This is a genomic window from Roseovarius sp. CH_XMU1461 (assembly GCF_037027165.1).
GTDB classification, from domain to species: domain Bacteria; phylum Pseudomonadota; class Alphaproteobacteria; order Rhodobacterales; family Rhodobacteraceae; genus Roseovarius; species Roseovarius nubinhibens.
The window spans coordinates 638,486-657,352 of sequence record NZ_JAYMDV010000003.1 but is presented as its reverse complement, the minus strand read 5'-3'; the positions used below and the strand labels follow the sequence as shown (position 1 = coordinate 657,352).

Sequence of the window (18,867 nt, the reverse complement as noted above, 5' to 3'; positions counted from 1 at the left end):
CTCAGCAGGGGTAGCTCAGCGGCAGTGGCGGGCGATTTCGCGATTGAGCAGCCCGGTTTCCACCAGCAGACAGCGGTCGCGCGCCTCATAGTAATAGCCGCGCGCATACCACATCACCGCGCGATCCATGCTGCCATCCGACACCATCCAGGCGCCGCGCAGGTATTTGACCGCGTATTTGAGATTGGTTTCCGCATCGAGAAGATCCGAGGGCTGGCCCTGAAACCCCATCTGACCGGCGGTGGCGGGCAGGATCTGCATCATGCCATAGTATGGCCCGTTGCGCGCCTTGGGGCGGTAATCGCTCTCGCGCTGGATGACGCGATGGACGAGCGGGCGGGGCACCTCGTAGTGATCGGCGTATTTGTTCACCAACTGGCGGATTTCCGGGGTTTCGCCCGGGAAGAGTTCCGGCGTGGCGGCCCGGCTGGGCGGGGTCTCAGAAGCCGAGGCACAGGCCCCGAGGGCAAGGCAGGCAAGCAGGGCAAGGCGGCGCATCGGGTCTCCTTCGCGGCCGGGACAACTGGCGCCAAAGATGCCGGGGCGCGGCGTCTTGGCAAGGGGGTTGCGCGCGTGGGCGGTCCAAGGGGCGGGGAATTGCCGATGGTCTCTGTCGCGGGCACCGGGTCGGGATTTGTGTGGGGCACAATCCGCGGCTTGCCTTTTGCCGCGGGAACCCGTCAAGGTCGCCACGCGTGAGGGGGGCCGGGAGCATGGCAGCAGCAGAGCGGGACGGGCCGCGCGACAATCGGGTCGGGGCGGCGTGGATGGTCACGGCGATGGCCGGGTTTGCCGTCGAGGATACCTTTCTCAAGGCGGCGGCGCAGAGCATGCCGGTGGGGCAGGTGATGATCCTCTTTGGCCTCGGCGGTGTCGTGGTCTTTGCGCTCTGGGCGCGGCTCACCGGGGCGCTTGTGTTGACGCGCGAGGCACTGGGGCCGGTGATGCGGTTGCGGGCGGTGTTCGAGTTCGCCGGGCGGCTGTTCTATACGTTGGCGCTGGCGCTCACCACGCTGTCGGCCACCACCGCGATCTTGCAGGCGACGCCCATCGTGGTGGTCGGGGCGGCGGCGCTTTTTCTGGGCGAGAAGGTCGGCTGGCGGCGCTGGCTCGCCATCGGGATCGGCATGGTGGGGGTGCTCATCGTGCTGCGGCCCTTGCCGGGGAGTTTCAGCCTCTTGTCGCTGTTGGCGGTGGCGGGCATGCTGGGCTTTGCCGGGCGCGATCTGGCGAGCCGGGTGGCGCCCCTGTCGCTCTCGACGCCGGTGCTCGGGGTTTACGGCTTTGCCATCGTGGCGCTGGCGGGGGCGGTGTTTGGCCTCTGGGAGGGGCGGGCGTTTGCCTGGGCCCCCGGTGCGCTGGCGGCGATGGCGGCGGCGGTGGGGGTCGGGGTTTTCGCCTATGGCGCCTTGATGCGGGCCATGCGGACGGGAGATGTGTCGGCGGTGACGCCCTTTCGCTATACGCGGCTTCTCTTTGGCGTGGCGCTGGGGGTGCTGGTCTTTGGTGAACAGCTCGACGGGGCGATGATCTTGGGCTGTGCGGTGATCGTCGGATCGGGGCTTTTCATCCTGTCGCGCAGCGGCAAACGGGGCTGAGCGCCGGGGCGGGCTGCTGATTTTCGCGGCCTAGCTGTCGATTGCATGCGGATTGCGGGGCGAGAACCGTGGCAGAGTGATCGGGAACGGGCGTCAGGCCCGCCCCCCGGATTTCTGTTGCAGGAGATGCAAATGTCCCTTCCGACCCAAGCGCGAGTTGTCATCATTGGCGGCGGTGTCGTCGGCTGTTCCGTGGCCTATCACCTGGCCAAGCTCGGCTGGAAAGATGTGGTGCTCTTGGAGCGCAAGCAGCTCACCTCGGGCACCACATGGCATGCCGCGGGCCTGATCGGCCAGCTGCGCGCCAGCCAGAACATGACCAAGCTCGCCCGCTATTCCGCCGAGCTCTACAAGGGGCTCGAGGCCGAAACCGGCGTGGCCACCGGGCTGCGTCAGGGCGGGTCGGTGTCGGCGGCGCTGACCGATGAGCGTCTCGAAGAGCTCTATCGTCAGGCGGCGATGGCGCGGGCCTTTGGCGTGCCGGTCGAAGAGCTAAGCCCCAAGGAAGTCAAAGAGAAATACGAGCATATCAACCTCGATGGCGTCACCGGCGGCGTCTGGCTGCCGACCGACGGGCAGGCCGATCCGGCCAATATCGCGCTGGCACTGGCCAAGGGCGCGCGGCAGAACGGTGCGCTGGTCAAGGAGCGGGTCAAGGTCACCGGGATCAAGCGCAAGGACCGCCGCGTCACCGGTGTGGACTGGGCCGCCGATGATGGCAGCGAGCAGGGCCATATCGCCTGTGACATGATCGTCAATTGTGCCGGGATGTGGGGGCATGAGGTGGGCCGGATGGCGGGCGTCAACGTGCCGCTGCATGCTTGCGAGCATTTCTACATCGTCACCGAAGGCATCAGCGGGCTGAGCCAGATGCCGGTGCTGCGGGTGCCGGATGAATGCGCCTATTACAAGGAAGACGCGGGCAAGATCCTGCTCGGCGCGTTCGAACCGCATTCGAAGCCCTGGGGCATGAACGGCATCCCCGAGAATTTCGAGTTCGACCAGCTGCCCGAGGATTTCGACCATTTCGAGCCGATCCTTGAGGCCGCCTGCAACCGGATGCCGCTTCTGGCCGAGGCGGGGATTCACACCTTCTTTAACGGGCCCGAGAGCTTTACCCCCGATGACGCCTATCATCTCGGCCTCGCGCCCGAGATGGACAACGTCTGGGTCGCGGCCGGGTTCAACTCGATCGGGATCCAGTCGGCGGGCGGTGCGGGTCATGCGCTGTCGCAATGGATGGACAGCGGCGAAAAGCCCTTTGACCTCGGCGATGTGGACATCAGCCGGATGCAGCCCTTCCAGGGCAACAAGCATTACCTCTTTGAGCGGTCCAAGGAAACGCTCGGCCTGCTCTATGCCGATCACTTCCCCTATCTGCAAAAGCGCACGGCGCGAGGCATTCGCCGCACGCCCTTCCATCACCACCTTCTCGAAAAGGGCGCGGTGATGGGCGAGATTGCCGGTTGGGAACGGGCCAACTGGTTCGCCAATGAGGGCCAGGAGCGCGAATACCAGTACAGCTGGAAGCGCCAGAACTGGTTCGAGAATGCCCGCGCCGAGCATATGGCGATCCGCGAGGGCGTCGGCATGTATGACATGTCGAGCTTTGGCAAGATCCGCGTCGAGGGGCCGGATGCCGAAGCCTTCCTCAACTATGTCGGCGGCGGCGATTATTCGGTGCCGGTGGGCAAGATCGTCTATACCCAATTCCTCAACTCGCGCGGCGGCATCGAGGCCGATGTCACCGTGACCCGGATGAGCGAGACCGCGTATCTCGTGGTGACCCCGGCGGCGACCCGTCTGGCGGATCAGACTTGGATGGAACGCCACAAGGGCAATTTCAACGTGGTGATCACCGATGTGACGCCGGGCGAAGGCGTGCTGGCCGTGATGGGCCCCAAGGCGCGCGACGTGCTGCAGGCGGTGAGCCCGAATGATTTCTCCAACGAGGTGAACCCGTTCGGCACGGCACAGGAGATCGAGCTTGGCATGGGTCTCGCCCGGGTGCATCGGGTGACCTATGTCGGCGAGCTTGGCTGGGAAATCTATGTCAGCGCCGATATGGCGGGCCATGCCTTTGAAACGCTCTATGAGGCGGGGCAGGCGCATGGGCTCAAGCTCTGCGGGATGCATATGATGGACAGCTGCCGCATCGAGAAGGGTTTCCGCCACTTTGGCCATGACATCACGGCCGAGGATCATGTGCTCGAGGCGGGGCTTGGCTTTGCGGTGAAGACCGCCAAGCCCGAGTTCATCGGCCGTGACGCGGTGCTGCGCAAGAAGGACGAGGGGCTCGCCGCGCGGATGGTGCAGTTCAAGCTCACCGATCCCGAGCCGCTGCTCTATCACAACGAGCCGGTGATCCGCGATGGCGAGATCGTGGGCTATCTCAGCTCGGGCAGCTATGGCCATGCGCTGGGCGGCGCGATGGGCCTGGGCTATGTGCCCTGCAAGGGCGAGAGCGCGGCGGATGTGCTCGCCTCGACATACGAGATCGACGTGGCAGGGACGCGGGTGCGCGCCGAAGCCTCGCTCAAGCCGATGTATGACCCAAAAGGCGAACGCGCCAAGGCGTGAGGCTCTGACAGGTTGGAACGTGTGCGGAGGCCGTCCCGGATCGGGGCGGCCTTTGGTGTTGGAGCAACTTGTGGCGTTGGATCAACTTGGCGCGGGTCGGGCCGTGCGTCAGTCGGCGGTTTTCTTGACGAATTGCGACTTGAGCCCGATCTGGCCGACGCCGGGGATCTTGCAGTCGATGTCATGATCGCCGGGGACAAGCCGGATGCCGCGCACCTTGGTGCCGACCTTGATCACCGAGGAGCTTCCCTTGAGCTTGAGATCCTTGATCACGGTGACCGTGTCGCCATCGGCGAGCGCATTGCCGACGCTGTCGCGGATGATGTCGCCCACGTCCTCAGGGGCAGTGCCGGGGGTCTCGGCGGGCCATTCATGGCCGCATTCGGGACAGATCAGCAGCGCATCCATCTGATAGCTATAGGCCGAGGCGCATTCGGGGCAGGGGGGCAAGGTGTCGCTCATGCCCCAAGCCTATAGCGGGCGCGGTAGCGGCTGGCTAGGGGCGGGGGAGCGGCAGGTGAGCGGTGGGGCGGTCCCATCCATCTGGCATCGCGGCGGGCAATCCTGTATGGCGCGGGCCATGGTCCAGACTTTCGATGCATATGATCCCCCGCAAGACCCGCTTGAGGTGATCCATGAGGATCACGAGATGCTGGTGGTGAACAAGCCCTCTGGCCTCTTGTCGGTGCCGGGCAAGGGCGAGCATCTGGCCGATTGTCTCTTGGCGCGGATCGAGGCGGCCTATCCTACCGCGCTCCTGGTGCATCGGCTCGACCGGGATACGTCCGGGGTCATGGTCTTTGCGCTGACGCCCCATGCCCAGCGGCATATGTCGAAACAGTTCGAGAAACGCATCCCGAAAAAGACCTATGTGGCGCGGGTCGAGGGCCATCTCGAGCCCAAGACCGGGGTGGTCGATCTGCCGCTTGTCGTGGATTGGCCGAACCGGCCGCTGCAGAAGGTCTGTCACGAAACGGGGCGGGCGGCGCTGACCGAATACCGGGTGCTCAAGGCGCGCGATGGCGAGAGCCGGGTGCGGCTGTCGCCCAAGACCGGGCGGTCGCATCAGCTACGGGTGCATATGCTGGCGCTGGGGCATGTGATCCTTGGCGATCCTCTCTATGCCACGGGGGCGGCGGCAGAGCATCCGCGGCTCATGCTGCATTCGGAGGAGTTGCGCATCCGGCATCCCGATGGCGGGCAGGGCATGCAGTTCCGCGTCAAGGCGCCGTTCTAGCGGCGCAGCACCCGGTCGGTGAGGTTGAGCCGCTGGGCGACGATGGGCGCGATGGTCTCGGCCAGGGCGGGATCGGCGGCGGTCAGCTCGGCCAGCTCATCGAGCCGGTTGGCGGCGATCAGCGACAGCGCATCCATCCGCGGGCTGCCATCGCCGTGGCGGGGCAGGGCGGCGACGGGCTGGATCAGCTCGGGGCGCGGCTCGGGCGTCAGCGCGGCGAGGGCTGTGGCATCGAGATCGGTTTCCACGAACGCATAGAGCCCGACCCCATGGGCCGGCAGCGCATAGGTGGCGAGCGCCAGATCGCGGATCTGGTCATGGGCGAGAAGGGCGCGGCGCAGGGTGGGGCCGTCGCGCTCGATCCGGTCTTCGGTGCCTTCGCCATCGGACCAATTCATCAGCCGCCGCGTGATGAAATTATAGGCCCGCTTGCCGGTGGCCATCCAGATCCGCGCGGGCAGCGCCTTTTGCGCCAGCATCCGGTGTTCCGAAGGGGTCAGCAGATCGGGCGCATAGGCGCGTTTTTGTTTCAACAGGTGGCGCAGGTCCTCGCGGGCCATGACGCGGAAGAGCTGGCCGCGGCGGCGATGCACCGAGGCGAGCTGAAAATCGATGACGGCGGCGCGGCCCTCGGGGGTGCGCAGCCAGTTCTGCGGCTTGGCGATGTCATTATGAGTGACACCGGCGCGGCGCATTTCGCGCAGGAGGCGCTTGGCGTCGCGATACCAGGCGGCATCGGCGGGCTTGGCCAGTTGCAGCGGCGTGCCGCGTGTCCAGCTGCGCAAGAGCCCGGTGCGATCGGCGCGCACCAGCACCGGGCAGCCTTCGATCCCCTGCACCGCCTTGAGGGCGCGGATTTCCTTGCGGGCGAGCGCCCAGGCGATGGGGCGGGCATAGGCCGGCACCCCGTCGAGCTTGCGCAGCACCACCGGGAAATCGGGCACGCCCTCGAGCTCTCCCGAGATGGTTTCGGAAAAGATGTCGCGCTTGTGCACGGTGTCGGGCAGGAAGGGTGCCTGCGCCATGTCGGGGGTGATCCGGGTCATGGCCCGTCTCTTAGCCGCAAAGCGGGGGCTGGGGAAGATGTGCCGTGGCGGGCGGCATCGCTTGGGGCCTCGGGGGGATTTGGGTATTTGAACCCAGAAAGAGGCCGGGGGCTCAGAGCCTGTGCCACTGTCCGGGGATCAGGTCAGGATTGTGCAGCGCCTGCGTGGCGAACCAGTTGCGCGGCGCGACCACCTGTTTGTCGGGGTCGGGGTTGAGCCAGGCCCCCCACCAGGAGAAGGTCGAATTGGCGATGACGTGATGGGCGCAGCGCGCCATCAGCGCCATGTCGAAATGGCCGGTGGCCTCGTCATTGAGATCGACGATGACCTGATCCTGACCGAGATCGAGATTGTCGCGCGCCCAGGCCGGATCATTGGAAAAGATGAAACAGGTGAGCGGCTTGCCGAGCGTGGTGGCGAGGTGATCGGCGGCGGCGCGGTAATAGTCGGGGGTGCAGGCGGCATAGGCGCCCGCCGCGATATAATCGCCGCGCCGGACATGGAAGGAGACCGGGCAGGGGGCGGCGTCGATCTGCGCCGCCATGGCGGCATTGGGCGCGTCGAGCGGCGTCGTCAGCGTCAGATCACGGCGCAGGGCGTCGGTGTCGGGGCCGAAATACTGTTCGGATTGCCAATAGCCATGCAGATAGGTGCCGCGCGGCAGGTCGAAAAATTCCGGGTCGACCCCGAGCCCGCGTTCGCGGTGAAAGCGCGGGCTGCGGCCAAATTTGCGCCAGAGCGCATAGCGCAGGGGCCCGTCGGATTTCGCCGGCGGCAGGGCCACGTCGCGGCGCAGCCGGGCCTTGGCGAAATGGGTGAAACAATCGCCCCGGTCGCGGCTTCCGGCCACATAGCGCGCGTCGATCATCAGTTCGCAGCCGAGCCGGTCGGCGAGCGCCCGGCCTGCGGCATATTGAAAGAGCTGATTGCCCGCGCCGCCGAAGAGCCGGGAGGTGATCACCTGCGAGGGGGGCGGTGTGTCAGTCATGTGAAGCATCCGGGGCGGCAGAGCTGGCCGAGGCGTGGCGCACGGCGCGGCGGTAGCGCCCGCGAAGCCATTCGCGGCGCAGCTTTTCAAGGACGGGTTTGCGGGCGCTCTGGATGGTCGAGCCTTCGAGCTGATCGGCGATCTCGGAAATGCCCGAAGGCAGGATCATCGCCGGGCGCAGCCCGGTCTGCCAATGGCTCTGGACAAAGGTATCGACAGGGCGGTCAAAGCGGTCGGAGGCGGCGAGCAGCTGTTCGGCGCTGGCGCGGGTGACGAGCTGGGCCGTGGTGCGCAGGCCGGCCATTTGCGGCAGCAGAAGCTGGCACGCGCCCTGCGTCGCGATGAGCCGGGCCGGGCCCCGGGCCGGGCGGGTCTGAAACTGGATATAGCCAAAGCGGTCGAGGTGATCGCGGCCAAGCGTCAGGGCCTGGGCGAAGTGTTCGGGGTCGAGCCCGGCGTCATCCTCGAGGATCAGCGCGTGATCGAGATCGCGGCGCAGGATCTCGGCCCAGATCTGCCGGTGCGACAGAAAGCAGCCGATCTCGCCCATGCGCAGCGGGAACGGGTAGCGCGGGGCGAAAAGGCCCGCGTCGACGCGGGCCCTCAATTCTCGGTCATCCATCGCGGCCCCATCCACCGCCGGCCAGATCTCGGCCGGCAGGCCGCAGCTGTCGCGGAGGCGGTGGGCGTTCTCACGCCGCGCCGAGGCGCGGGTGAGATGCAGGATGAAGGCGTGGCCGGTCACGGGGGATCAGGCCTCGTCGGGCCAGCCCGAAACCGCCTTGACCTCGAGGAAATCCTCGAGCCCCCATTTGCCGCCTTCGCGCCCGTTGCCCGACTGTTTCATGCCGCCGAAGGGCGAGCCGAGACCACGGCCCTTGCCGTTCATCTCGACCATGCCCGAGCGCAGCGCCAGCGCCGCCCGTTTGAGCCGCGCGGGATCTTGCGTCTGGACGTAGTTGGTCAGGCCATAGACCGTGTCATTGGCCATCTCGAGCGCCTGTTCCTCATTGTCGAACGCCATGATCGACAGCACCGGGCCAAAGATTTCCTCGCGCGCGATGGTCATGTCCGGGGTCACATCGGCAAAGACCGTGGGCTTGATGAAGAAGCCACGGTTGAGGCCTTCGGGACGGCCTGTGCCACCCGCCACGAGCCGCGCGCCTTCGTCGATGCCGGTCTGGATCAGGTCCTGGATCTTGTCGAACTGGGTCTTGTTGACCACCGGGCCCATATGGTTGCCGGATTGATCGGCGGCGGCCACGGTGACCGATTGGGCCACCTCGGCGGCGGTCTCGACGGCCTGATCATAGATCGAACGTTCGACCATCATCCGGGTCGGCGCGTTGCAGGATTGGCCGGTGTTGTTCATGCAATGCAGCACGCCGCGTTTGACGGCCTTGTCATCGGCATCGGCAAAGATCAGGTTGGCGCCCTTGCCGCCGAGCTCGAGGCTCACGCGTTTGAGCGTGTCGGCGGCGGATTTCGAGATCAGCTTGCCGGCGCGCGACGAGCCGGTGAAGCTCACCATATCCACATCCGGATGGGCGGTGAGCTGGCTGCCGACGCCCGCGCCATCGCCGTTGACGAGGTTGAAGACACCGGCGGGAATGCCCGCCTCATCCACCATTTCGGCAAAGAGCATGGCCGAGAGCGGCGATTCCTCGGAGGGTTTGAGCACCATGGTGCAGCCCGCGATGAGACCGGCGGCGACCTTGAGCGAGATCTGGTTCATCGGCCAGTTCCAGGGCGTGATCATCGCCGCGACGCCGATCGGTTCATGCACGATACGGTCGTTGGGGGCGTGATCGCCGAGTGGCGCGACCCAGTGAAACTCGCGGCCCGCCTTGATCAGCGCATCCATGTGCCAGCTGCCGGCGCCGACCTGCTGGGTGCTGGCCATGTCGATGGGGGCGCCCATCTCGAGGCTGATCGCCTGGGCCATTTCCTCGCCGCGCCGCTTGTAGATGTCGCGCAGTTTCTCGACCTTGGCGATGCGGTCTTCGACCGGGGTGCTGGCCCAGGCCGGAAAGGCGCGTTTGGCCGCCGCGACGGCGGCGTCGGTGTCGGCCTGGTCGCCGAGCGAGATCACCGCGCAGGGCTCTTCGTTGGAGGGGTTGATCACCTCATGATCGCGGGCTGCTGCCGGTGCCGTCCAGGCCCCGTTGATATAGAATTCTTTCTTCTCGATCATGCCTTCGCTCCTCATCTGTCAGACGCGGGCCCGGCCCGCTGGATTCGCGTCACCTTGTCACCGCTGGCGCGGGGCTGCAAGCGCCCTTGGGGGGTGCAAACGGGGTGGCCCTCACCTATCTAGAGGCGTAAGGCTTGCACGATCTTCAAACGAAGGAGAGTATTCATGGCACTTCGCATCAACGATGAAATTCCCAACCTGAACGTCACCACCGACCAGGGCAGCTTTGACCTGCATGATTGGGTCGGCGACAGCTGGGCCATCCTGTTTTCGCACCCCAAGGATTTTACCCCGGTCTGCACCACCGAGTTCGGCGCGGTCGCCCGACTCGCGGATGAGTGGGAGAAGCGCGGCACCAAGGTCATCGGCGTGAGCGTCGATGGCGTTGAGGATCACAAGAAATGGAAGGGCGATATCGAGAAAGTCTCTGGCGCGGCGGCCGGGTTCCCGATCATCGCCGATGACGGGCTCGAAGTGTCGAAAGCCTTCGACATGCTGCCCGCCGAGGCCTATCTGCCCGATGGCCGCACGCCCGCCGACAGCGCCACCGTGCGCAGCGTCTTCATCATCGGGCCGGACAAGCAGGTCAAGCTGATGATGACCTATCCGATGACCGTGGGCCGCAACTTTGGCGAGATCGTGCGGGCGCTCGACGCGCTCCAGACCTCGACGGGCAAGGGCGTGGCGACACCGGCGGACTGGACCATGGGCGAAGATGTGATCATCCCTCCGTCGGTCAGCGATGCGGATGCCAAGGCCAAGTTCGGCGCGTTCGACGCCGTGCTGCCCTATCTGCGCAAGACCAAGATGCCGGGCTGAGCCTGAGGGCCAGATGTTCCGCTCCGCGCCGTCTGAGGGGCGGTGCTGACAGAGAATAAGACGCAAGCGCCCTCGCAGATTTCTGCGGGGGCGCTGGTGGTTTAGAGGGGGGTGGTGGGGGATGGCGTCAGATCTACGGGCGACCTGCGCGGAGGGACAGCAGTCCCGACAGCACGATGAGGGCGATGCCTGACAGGGCGATGGCATCGGGGGCTTCGGCAAAGAGCAGGAGCCCCCAGAGCAGCGCGAAGCCCACATAGGCGAAGTCGAAGGCGCCGATGAGGGCGGGGGGTGCGTTTTGATAGGCAAAGGCGGCACCGACGCCGCCGATCACCAGCGCCACGGCCATGAGCGCGAGGGCGGCCCAGGCGGGGCTGTCGAGCGCGGCCCAGGGGGCGAAGAGAAATCCGCCCTGGCCGGGCAGCGCCAGAGAGGCCGCGCTGATGGCGATGCCGGCGAGGATGAAGCCGAGGTTGAGCCAGAGCGCGAGGGTCAGGGGCGGCTCGGCCCGGCAGCGGGCGCGGGTGAGCAGCATCGCCGCGGCATAGAGCATCGCGGCGCAGAGAGGCGCGAGCGCCCAGAGATTGAACGCCTCGGGGCCGGGGCGCAGGATCAAGAGAACCCCGGCAAAGCCCAGAGCGACCGCAAACCAGCCGAGCGGCGCGACGCGGCCGCCGGGCAGCAGCCCGGAAAACAGCGTGATGAAGAGCGGCAACGTGTAATAGGCCGCCGCCGCCACCGAGAGATCGAGATGCGGCAGCGCCAGGTAATAGGCGATCCACATGCTCACCAAGAGGGCAGAGCGCAGCGCCACCCAGCCCAGGGCGACAGGCCAGAGCGGCACCCGGCGCGCCCGCATCAGCCACAGCAGAAGCGGCAGGGCGAGCAGGGAACGCAGAAGGAAAATCTGGCCCAGCGCAAAGCCGCCCGCCAGCGCCTTGACCAGCGCATCGCCCAGCGACAGCGCCAGAACCGTGCCGAGGATTACCGCCACGGCAAGGCCGATGCGGTCAGCAGGGGCAGCAGGAGAGCGGGGGGCGGCAGGGGGCATGGGATCACTCGGCACAGGGATATGCGCCGAGACTAGGCCGGGGCGGCGATCCTGCCCAGAGATTTCCCGCGTCTCAGCGCCCGCGGGGCCGGGCAACTGACCAAACCTGTCAGCGTGAGGCAGGTGGCGCAGGAAGGGAGCGGGCAAAAACAAACCCCCGAGGCCGGGCCGCGGGGGTCGTTTCTTCGAAAAACGTGTTCGAAGCCGGTCTTAGAGAAGACCTTCGCGCTGGGCTTTCTTACGCGCCAGTTTCCGGGCACGGCGGATCGCTTCAGCTTTCTCGCGCGCTTTTTTCTCGGAGGGTTTCTCGAAATGTTGCTTGAGCTTCATTTCCCGAAACACACCTTCGCGCTGCAGCTTCTTTTTCAGGGCACGGAGCGCCTGATCGACATTGTTGTCACGAACACTAACCTGCATGTGGTTTTCACCACCTTTCTAAGTTTGAGTTGCAAGAGATTGCAGGAAACAGCCGTATAACAAGGCGAATCGTTCTTGTCCAGCCTGTTGGCGGCGGGCGCACAGGTTGAACGTGGCGGCTTTCGGACAAGTTTAGAGACAGGTTTGCCGATCTGTCGGTTGCGGGTTTTGTCAGAGCTTAGGCCTGCCGAGGCGCGGTGGGAATACGGGTTTTCTCGGGCCGGGCTGCACGCTAGGGTCGGCGCGTTGGAGGATGCGATGGCGCAAGATGTGAAATCACGGCTTTTGGCGGCGATCAAGCCGCATGTGGCCTTTGATGGCTGGGGCCCCGAGGCCTTTGCGGCGGCGGTGCAGGAGGCGGAAATCGCGCCCGAGCTGGCCCGTGCCGCCTGTCCGCGCGGTGCCATCGATCTGGCCGTGGCCTATCATGAGGCGGGCGATGCGGCGATGGTCGCGGCGCTCGACGCGATGGATCTGGACGAGATGCGGTTTCGCGACCGGATCGCGGCGGCGGTGATGGCGCGGCTCGAGGCGGTGGACGATCCCGAACTGGTGCGCCGGGGGATGACGCTTTTCGCGTTGCCGCATCACGCGGCCGAGGGCGCGGCGCTCATCTGGGGCACGGCGGATCGCATCTGGACCACGCTCGGCGACAGCTCGCGCGATGTGAATTGGTACACGAAACGCGCGACGCTCTCGGGGGTCTATAGCAGCACGTTGCTCTATTGGCTCGGCGATCACAGTGCGGATCATGCCGACACGCGCGCCTTTCTCGACCGGCGGATCGAGGATGTGATGCGGTTCGAAAAGCTCAAGGCGGGGCTGCGCGACAATGCGCTCTTGTCCGGGATGATGGCCGGGCCGCTCAAGCTGCTCGACCGGGTGCGCGCGCCCGAGACCACGCCACGCACCGGCATGCCGGGGCGCTGGAAAGGGCATTAGGCCGCGGGCGAGACGCATCGCGACCCCCGCGAAACAACGGACAAGACAGAAGGCAGAGCGCAGATGGACAAGGCAATGACAGCGGTTGAGATCACCCAGCCGGGCGGGCCGGAGGTGTTGCAGATCACCCAGCGGCCGATGCCCGAGGCGGGGCCGGGCGAGGTGGTGATCCGCGTCGCCTGGGCCGGGGTCAACCGGCCGGATGCCTTGCAGCGGGCGGGGCTCTATGCGCCGCCGCCCTCGGCCAGCGACCTGCCGGGGCTCGAGGCTTCGGGCGAGATCGTGGCGCTGGGCGAAGGGGTTGGCGACTGGGCGCTGGGCGACCAAGTCTGCGCGCTTCTGCCCGGCGGCGGCTATGCCGAATATGTGACGACGCCTGCCGCCCATTGCCTGCCGGTGCCCGAGGGCATGGGGCTTCGCGAGGCGGCCTGCCTGCCGGAAACATTCTTTACCGTATGGTCCAATGTCTTCATGCGCGGCGGCCTGCAGGCGGGCGAGCGGTTCTTGGTTCATGGCGGCTCGTCCGGGATCGGCACCACGGCCATTCAGCTCGCCAAGGCCTTTGGCGCGCGGGTCTTTGCCACCGCCGGATCAGAGGCGAAATGCGCCGCCTGCCGCGATCTCGGTGCGGACCGGGTGATCAATTACCGCGACGAGGATTTCTCGGAGGTCTTGCGCGCCGAGGGCGGGGCGAACCTCATCCTCGACATGGTGGGCGGCGATTACCTGCCGCGCAATGTGCGCGCGCTCGCCGATGAGGGGCGGCTTGTGCAGATCGCCTTTCTCAAGGGGCCGAAGGTCGAGCTGAACTTTGCCCAGGTGATGATGCGGCGGCTGACCATCACGGGCAGCACCCTGCGTCCGCAGAGCGATCTCGCCAAGGCGCGGATCGCCGAGGCGCTGCGCCGTGAGGTCTGGCCGCTCTTGGCGGCGGGGCGGATCGCGCCGGTGATGGATTCGGATTATCCGCTGGCGGAGGCGTCGCAGGCGCATGCGCATATGGAGGCGGGCGACCATATCGGCAAGATCGTCCTCAAGGTCGGGCCCGAGGCGTGATCACGGCAGCGATTCTGGGGCTGGCGGGCGTCAGCCTTGGCCTCTCGGCGCTGGCGCTGCGCCGGGCGCCACGGCTCGGCTGGGTCTTTGCGCCGCCCCCGCCCGTTCCGGCGGGGCCCGCCCAGTGCGAAACGCTTTTGACCTATCACAGCCATCTGGGGCAGGCGCATTCGCCGTCGATCCTGTGCCGCCCGGACGGGTTTTCGGTGCTCTGGTTCGAAGGCTCGGCCGAGGCGCAGGCCGATGTGGACATCTATGAGGTGAGCTTTGCCAAGGGGCCGCAGGGCTGGCAGGCGAGCGCCGCAGAGCTGCGCGTCGGGCGGCAGGCCCTGGGCCGGGCGATGCGGCCCCGGCAACTTGTCGTGACGCTTGGCAATACGATCGAGGACGAGGCGCGGCGCGGTGCGGTCTTTTCGACGGTGGTGTCGGTGGGCGGCTGGGCGGCGGCCTCGGTGGCGCGGGTGATCCTGGGGCCGGGCGGGCCGCACCGCGCGGAAAAGCTCAGCCTGTCGCCGATGCTCAACCGCTCGGCCCTGGTGAAATCGCCGATGTTGGCCTATGCCGATGGCAGTCACGCGCTGCCCGCGTATTTCGAGATGGGCCAGATGCATGGGCTCTTGGTCAGGTTTCATCCAGATGGCCGGGTGGCCGACACGCGGCGGATGGATGGCGCGGGGCTCAACCCCATTCAGCCGATGATCGTGCCCTTGGACGGACGGCGGGCCGTGGCTTTTCTGCGCGACTTTGATGTGAAACGCGGCTGCCTTCTGCGCTGCGAGACCGAAGATGGCGGCCAGAGCTGGAGCACGGTCGAGACCACCGAGATCGCCAACCCGAGCGCGCCGGTGGCGGCGCTGGCCTTGGGCGATGGGCGTATCCTGATGGCCGGCAATGACGATCCCGACGCGCCCGCCGATCTCTGCCTGTCGATCAGCGCCGATGAGGGCAGAACTTGGCAAAGATGCAGGCGGTTTGAGGGCAAGGGCGGCGGGCTGCGCTATCCGATGCTGCGCCTGCTCGCCGAGGGCGAGATTGCGCTTTGCTATTCGCACGGGACCAAGGCGGGGATCTGCGTGCAGGTCATGGGCCGCGACTGGATTGAGGCCGGGGCGGGCAAGAAAGAGGGCGCGCCATGACAGATCGTTTGTCTACTCTTTATATGGGCGTGCTGTCGGGCTGGGTGCTGTTTTGCGGCTTTGGCCTCGTGGCGCGGCCGGATCAGGCGGCGATTGCGGGGCTGATCCTCGGGTTTGGCCTGACCCTCGGGCTGCGGCGCAATATCGCCATTGGTGGCGTGATGGCGGTGCTCGAGCCCATCGGCGTGGTGCTGCCGCTTCTGGCCTTGCGGCATATGGCGCTGGCCGTCTGTCCCGATCTCGCGCCCTGGCTCGGCCAGTGGCAGGCTTGGGAGCTGGGGGCGCTGGTGCTGCTCTATCCGGTCTTTCTGGCGGCCTCGATGGGGGTGTGGCGGGCCGAGCCCTATCGGCTCGGCTATCATCCGGTGCCTGTCGCCCTCATGGTCCTGGGGCTCTGCCTCTATGCGCTGGCCATGGCCAACCCGTTCCTCGCGCTGCTCGCCGTGGCCGCCCAGGCGCAGTGGGTTCTGCGCGCCGGAAGTAGCAATTGGTTCGATCATATGCTGCATGTTCTGCTGGTGCCGGTGGCGCTTTTCACGCTGCTTGCGCGGCTCTGGTGAGGCAAGGGGAATCGGCCGCCGCCGATTCCCAAACCCAAGCGATTGCGCCTTATTTTCGCCTTAATCCGGCGGCGCACGGCGCGAAAGCCACGGGCGATCTCTAGCGGAAACCCGCCAAAAACAGTGCCCGGATGGATAGTCTGTGATCAAAACGTCACAACGCAGGGCATTGGCAATCAAACGGGCGGGGCTTCGTTGACCTGAATGGGCAAATCAAGCAATCAATCCCCCAAGCCGGTTCCTTCCAGAGTCGGTGGAACTTGAACACATTCCTGCTATTATGAGGAGGGACACCCTTTGAAAAAGCATCTGCTTAGCACCAGTGCCATCGCACTCGGTCTCGTCGCAGCTCCGGCATCCGCTCAAGAGTGGAACCTGGACTGGGGCGGTTACATGAACCAGCACGTCGCATTCGCTGACGTTTCCGGTACTGCCGCAGCTGGCATCGACTATGACGGCGTTGGCTTCCACAGCAACTCCGAAATCTTCTTCACCCCCTCGGTGACGCTCGACAACGGCCTGACCTTTGGTATCAACGTTCAGCTCGAAGCTGAAAACCAAAGCACCTCGGTTAACGCTGCAGGTACTTCCGGTACCAACAGCTACATCGACGAAACCTACATGATCATCTCGGGTGACACCCTGGGCCGCATCGAAATCGGTTCGGAAAACTCGGCTGGTTACAAGTCCATGGTTGGCGCGCCTTCCGTGACTTCGATGGCGATCAACTCGCCCTCGATCTCGGCCTTCATTCCGCTGTCGAACGTTCTGCCCTGGAACTTCCGTCAGGCTGGTATCTCGGCTTGGACCGAAGTTGGCGGCAACAACGACGTTGACCGTATCAGCTACTACACCCCCGATTTCAACGGCCTGACCGTTGGTATCTCCTATGCCCGCAACAACGGCGGCAACGCTGTCGGTTCGCACAACAACAGCGTTGTTGGTTCGGCCACGCTCGAAGACATCTTCGACATCGGCGTGAACTACAGCCAGACCTTCGGCACGACCAGCGTCTCGCTGGCCGCTCGCTACGGTTCGGCTGAAGCAATTGCTCCTGCTGGCTACGATCCCGAAACTTGGGGTATCGGCGCACAAGTGGGCTTCGGTGACTTCACCGTTGGCGCACACTATGCTGAGAACGACAACGCGGCTTCGGGCGCGGCTGGCGACCAGTCCGGCTGGAGCTTCGGTGGTACCTATGACGCCCCCGGCGCATGGGCCTTCGAAGCCCTCACCTTCCAAGGTGAGTTCGACATGACCGGTACCGGCGCAGCAGACGAAGAGTACACGGCCTATAAAATCGGCGCGAGCCGCGACATGGGCCCGGGCGTTGACTGGGACATCTATGCCATCTACGCGGAAGCTGACGACAAAGGCACCGCTGGCACCGATCTCAAAGGTACCGTTATCGGCACCGCGATCAACCTGAGCTTCTAATCTCTGGTTCGATTTGCTAATAGGCGAGGGGGGCGAAAGCTCCCCTCGTTTCTTTTTGCGCCATACCCAAGCAAGCGGTTGATATCCCCATGAAAAAAAGCATCGTTTGGCTCGCCTCCTATCCGAAATCCGGCAACACCTGGACGCGCATCTTTCTGGCGAATTACCTGGCCAATCGCGACACACCGCTGTCCATCAATGAGGCGCATCGCTTCTGTATGGGGGACTCGATCGCGACCCTATATAATCGGGTGGCTGGGCAGGAAGTGGATACTCAGAATTTACAGCTGAGCATGCTCCTGCGACCAAAGGTGCTCCGCGGCATCGTCGCAAACAATGCCGATATCAACTTCGTTAAAACACACAATATCAACTGTGTCGTGAATATGCCTGGTGGAGATTTGATCCCAACGGAACTGACCCGGAGTGCCGTCTATATTCTAAGACACCCGTTGGATATGGTGCTTTCCTACGCCAGACATTACGGAATGTCGCATGAAGAAACGGTAGAACATGTTTGCCGATCCGATAATGCCAACGCGCCGGATGACAAAGGTGTGGCACAATTCCTCGGCTCTTGGTCGGGCCATGTCCAAAGCTGGGCCGACAAGCCAAAATTCCCCACATTGGTGCTGCGCTACGAGGATATTCTCGACGATCCGGAGGCGGAATTCACCAAGGTTCTCAACCATATCGGCATCCCGGTAGAGGCCGAACGCCTTGCCCGCGCCATCAAGTTTGCCAGCTTCAAGGAACTGGCCAAACAGGAGGAAACCGGCGGCTTTGTCGAGAAACCGGCCCATGCCGAGAAATTCTTTGCCCGCGGTGAAAAGGGCCAGTGGCAGAGCGAGCTCGCGCCCGAACTGGTGACCAAAATGCGCCGGGCCCATAAGAAAACCATGAAGCAATACGGGTATTGGTAATGTCCAATCTGCGCCGCATCATCTGGCTGTCTTCCTATCCGAAATCCGGCAACACCTGGATGCGGAGCCTTCTGGCGCATTACTTCATGCCCAAGGGAAAAGCGCCGGATATCAACAATTTGCGCGAATTTACCACCGCCGATGTGCGGCAGGATTTCTTTGACGCGGCAAACGGCGGCCCGTTCCGGGGGCAGGGGCTGCAGGAATGGATGCAGGTCCGCACCAAGGCGCTGCGCCTCATCGCCGGGGCCAAGCCGAACTTTCATTTCGTCAAAACCCATTGCCAGCCGGTCAAGCTCTTCGATCTGCCGGTGATCCCGCCCGAAGTGACCGCCGGGGCCATCTATATCCTGCGCAACCCGTTCGACCTTGCGCCGTCTTTCGCCCGGCATCAGAGCTGTGACATCGACACCGCCATCGACCGCATGGCCAATCCCGATACGATCATGGGCACGCCGACGGGCATCATCGACCTGCTGGGCCGTTGGGACGATCATATCGACCGCTGGACAAATGCGCCGGGGCTCAAGAAACGGGTGATCCGCTATGAGGATATGCTCGCCAAGCCCGGCCCCGAGATGCGCGCGCTGATCGGCCATTATCTCGGTCAGGATGTGGATGCGCCCAAGCTCGCCCATGCGATCAAGTCGACCGAATTTTCCAAGATGAAAAAGCAGGAAGAGGAAAAGGGCTTTACCGAGCGCCCCGAAGGCATGCAGAGCTTTTTCGCCAAGGGCACATCCGGTGTCTGGCGCGAGGATCTGACGCCGGCGCAGGTGGGGCGGATCCGCAAGGAATTCCTGCCGACGCTGGAAAAATACTATCCCGAACTGCTCGACGAGACGGCGGCATTTGCCAAAGCCCATTGAGCCGTGATCAAATT

At 65.0% G+C, this 18,867-nt stretch carries 19 protein-coding genes; 11 read left to right on the top strand and 8 right to left on the bottom strand.

Annotated elements, in window-relative coordinates:
• Positions 1 to 15: 15 nt before the first annotated feature.
• Positions 16 to 498, bottom strand: coding sequence for a transglycosylase SLT domain-containing protein (locus tag WA237_RS12305; protein ID WP_040618419.1), 483 nt, complete (start codon positions 496 to 498; stop codon positions 16 to 18).
• A 215-nt stretch (positions 499 to 713) separates the two neighbouring features.
• Here WA237_RS12305 and WA237_RS12300 point away from each other — a divergent pair, with 215 nt between their 5' ends.
• Together WA237_RS12300 and WA237_RS12295 are read left to right on the top strand one after the other, a co-directional pair.
• Positions 714 to 1,598 carry a DMT family transporter gene (locus tag WA237_RS12300; RefSeq protein WP_336097976.1) on the top strand — a complete coding sequence of 295 codons (885 nt, stop codon included), beginning with the start codon at positions 714 to 716 and terminating at the stop codon, positions 1,596 to 1,598.
• A 132-nt stretch (positions 1,599 to 1,730) separates the two neighbouring features.
• Positions 1,731 to 4,178, top strand: coding sequence for a GcvT family protein (locus WA237_RS12295; RefSeq protein ID WP_336097975.1), 2,448 nt, complete (start codon positions 1,731 to 1,733; stop codon positions 4,176 to 4,178).
• Positions 4,179 to 4,286: 108 nt separating this feature from the next.
• On the opposite strand, the gene WA237_RS12290 is transcribed toward WA237_RS12295, so the two are convergent.
• Positions 4,287 to 4,640 (bottom strand): zinc ribbon domain-containing protein YjdM, encoded by a 354-nt coding sequence (locus WA237_RS12290; protein WP_336097974.1) that lies wholly within the window; start codon positions 4,638 to 4,640, stop codon positions 4,287 to 4,289.
• Positions 4,641 to 4,746: 106 nt separating this feature from the next.
• On the opposite strand from WA237_RS12290, the gene WA237_RS12285 reads away from it, so the two are divergent.
• Positions 4,747 to 5,415: an RluA family pseudouridine synthase gene (locus WA237_RS12285; RefSeq protein ID WP_336098113.1), complete on the top strand. Its 669-nt coding sequence runs from the start codon at positions 4,747 to 4,749 to the stop codon at positions 5,413 to 5,415.
• Here WA237_RS12285 and WA237_RS12280 read toward each other — a convergent pair.
• The 4 genes from WA237_RS12280 to WA237_RS12265 all read right to left on the bottom strand — a co-directional run bounded on the left by WA237_RS12280 (position 5,412) and on the right by WA237_RS12265 (position 9,643).
• Positions 5,412 to 6,500 (bottom strand): phosphotransferase, encoded by a 1,089-nt coding sequence (locus tag WA237_RS12280; protein WP_336098111.1) that lies wholly within the window; start codon positions 6,498 to 6,500, stop codon positions 5,412 to 5,414. The genes WA237_RS12285 and WA237_RS12280 overlap by 4 nt on opposite strands.
• Positions 6,501 to 6,573: 73 nt before the next feature.
• Positions 6,574 to 7,449 carry an alpha-1,2-fucosyltransferase gene (locus tag WA237_RS12275; RefSeq protein ID WP_336097973.1) on the bottom strand — a complete coding sequence of 292 codons (876 nt, stop codon included), beginning with the start codon at positions 7,447 to 7,449 and terminating at the stop codon, positions 6,574 to 6,576.
• Positions 7,442 to 8,194, bottom strand: a complete 753-nt coding sequence (locus WA237_RS12270; RefSeq protein ID WP_009813857.1) for a glycosyltransferase family 25 protein — start codon at positions 8,192 to 8,194, stop codon at positions 7,442 to 7,444. Before WA237_RS12270 ends, WA237_RS12275 begins: the two co-directional genes overlap by 8 nt.
• 6 nt (positions 8,195 to 8,200) lie before the next feature.
• Complete coding sequence (locus WA237_RS12265) at positions 8,201 to 9,643, bottom strand: aldehyde dehydrogenase family protein (RefSeq protein ID WP_336097971.1); 1,443 nt, start codon at positions 9,641 to 9,643, stop codon at positions 8,201 to 8,203.
• A gap of 165 nt (positions 9,644 to 9,808) precedes the next feature.
• Here WA237_RS12265 and WA237_RS12260 point away from each other — a divergent pair, with 165 nt between their 5' ends.
• Positions 9,809 to 10,462: a peroxiredoxin gene (locus tag WA237_RS12260; protein ID WP_009813859.1), complete on the top strand. Its 654-nt coding sequence runs from the start codon at positions 9,809 to 9,811 to the stop codon at positions 10,460 to 10,462.
• Positions 10,463 to 10,595: 133 nt separating this feature from the next.
• Here the strand turns inward: WA237_RS12260 and WA237_RS12255 are convergent, their stop codons facing one another.
• Entirely contained in the window at positions 10,596 to 11,513 is a 918-nt protein-coding gene (locus WA237_RS12255) for a DMT family transporter (protein WP_336097969.1), read from the bottom strand.
• A 210-nt stretch (positions 11,514 to 11,723) separates the two neighbouring features.
• Complete coding sequence (gene rpsU, locus WA237_RS12250; protein WP_005614280.1) at positions 11,724 to 11,930, bottom strand: 30S ribosomal protein S21; 207 nt, start codon at positions 11,928 to 11,930, stop codon at positions 11,724 to 11,726.
• 75 nt (positions 11,931 to 12,005) lie between these two features.
• Here rpsU and WA237_RS12245 point away from each other — a divergent pair, with 75 nt between their 5' ends.
• From WA237_RS12245 to WA237_RS12215, 7 genes are all read left to right on the top strand, one after another.
• Positions 12,006 to 12,872: a COQ9 family protein gene (locus WA237_RS12245; RefSeq protein WP_442970263.1), complete on the top strand. Its 867-nt coding sequence runs from the start codon at positions 12,006 to 12,008 to the stop codon at positions 12,870 to 12,872.
• Positions 12,873 to 12,935: 63 nt separating this feature from the next.
• Positions 12,936 to 13,928 carry an NAD(P)H-quinone oxidoreductase gene (locus tag WA237_RS12240; protein ID WP_336097968.1) on the top strand — a complete coding sequence of 331 codons (993 nt, stop codon included), beginning with the start codon at positions 12,936 to 12,938 and terminating at the stop codon, positions 13,926 to 13,928.
• Complete coding sequence (locus tag WA237_RS12235; RefSeq protein ID WP_336097966.1) at positions 13,925 to 15,064, top strand: exo-alpha-sialidase; 1,140 nt, start codon at positions 13,925 to 13,927, stop codon at positions 15,062 to 15,064. The genes WA237_RS12240 and WA237_RS12235 overlap by 4 nt, the downstream gene beginning before the upstream one ends.
• A complete protein-coding gene (locus tag WA237_RS12230; RefSeq protein WP_336097964.1) occupies positions 15,061 to 15,624 on the top strand; it encodes a hypothetical protein in 564 nt (187 codons plus the stop codon). Before WA237_RS12235 ends, WA237_RS12230 begins: the two co-directional genes overlap by 4 nt.
• Before the next feature lie 297 nt (positions 15,625 to 15,921).
• Complete coding sequence (locus tag WA237_RS12225; protein WP_009813866.1) at positions 15,922 to 17,061, top strand: porin; 1,140 nt, start codon at positions 15,922 to 15,924, stop codon at positions 17,059 to 17,061.
• Between the two features lie 89 nt (positions 17,062 to 17,150).
• The gene (locus WA237_RS12220; protein WP_336097962.1) at positions 17,151 to 17,984 is read left to right on the top strand and encodes a sulfotransferase domain-containing protein; all 834 of its coding nucleotides are present in this window, start codon (positions 17,151 to 17,153) and stop codon (positions 17,982 to 17,984) included.
• The gene (locus WA237_RS12215) at positions 17,984 to 18,853 is read left to right on the top strand and encodes a sulfotransferase domain-containing protein (protein ID WP_336097961.1); all 870 of its coding nucleotides are present in this window, start codon (positions 17,984 to 17,986) and stop codon (positions 18,851 to 18,853) included. The genes WA237_RS12220 and WA237_RS12215 overlap by 1 nt, the downstream gene beginning before the upstream one ends.
• Positions 18,854 to 18,867: the final 14 nt, after the last annotated feature.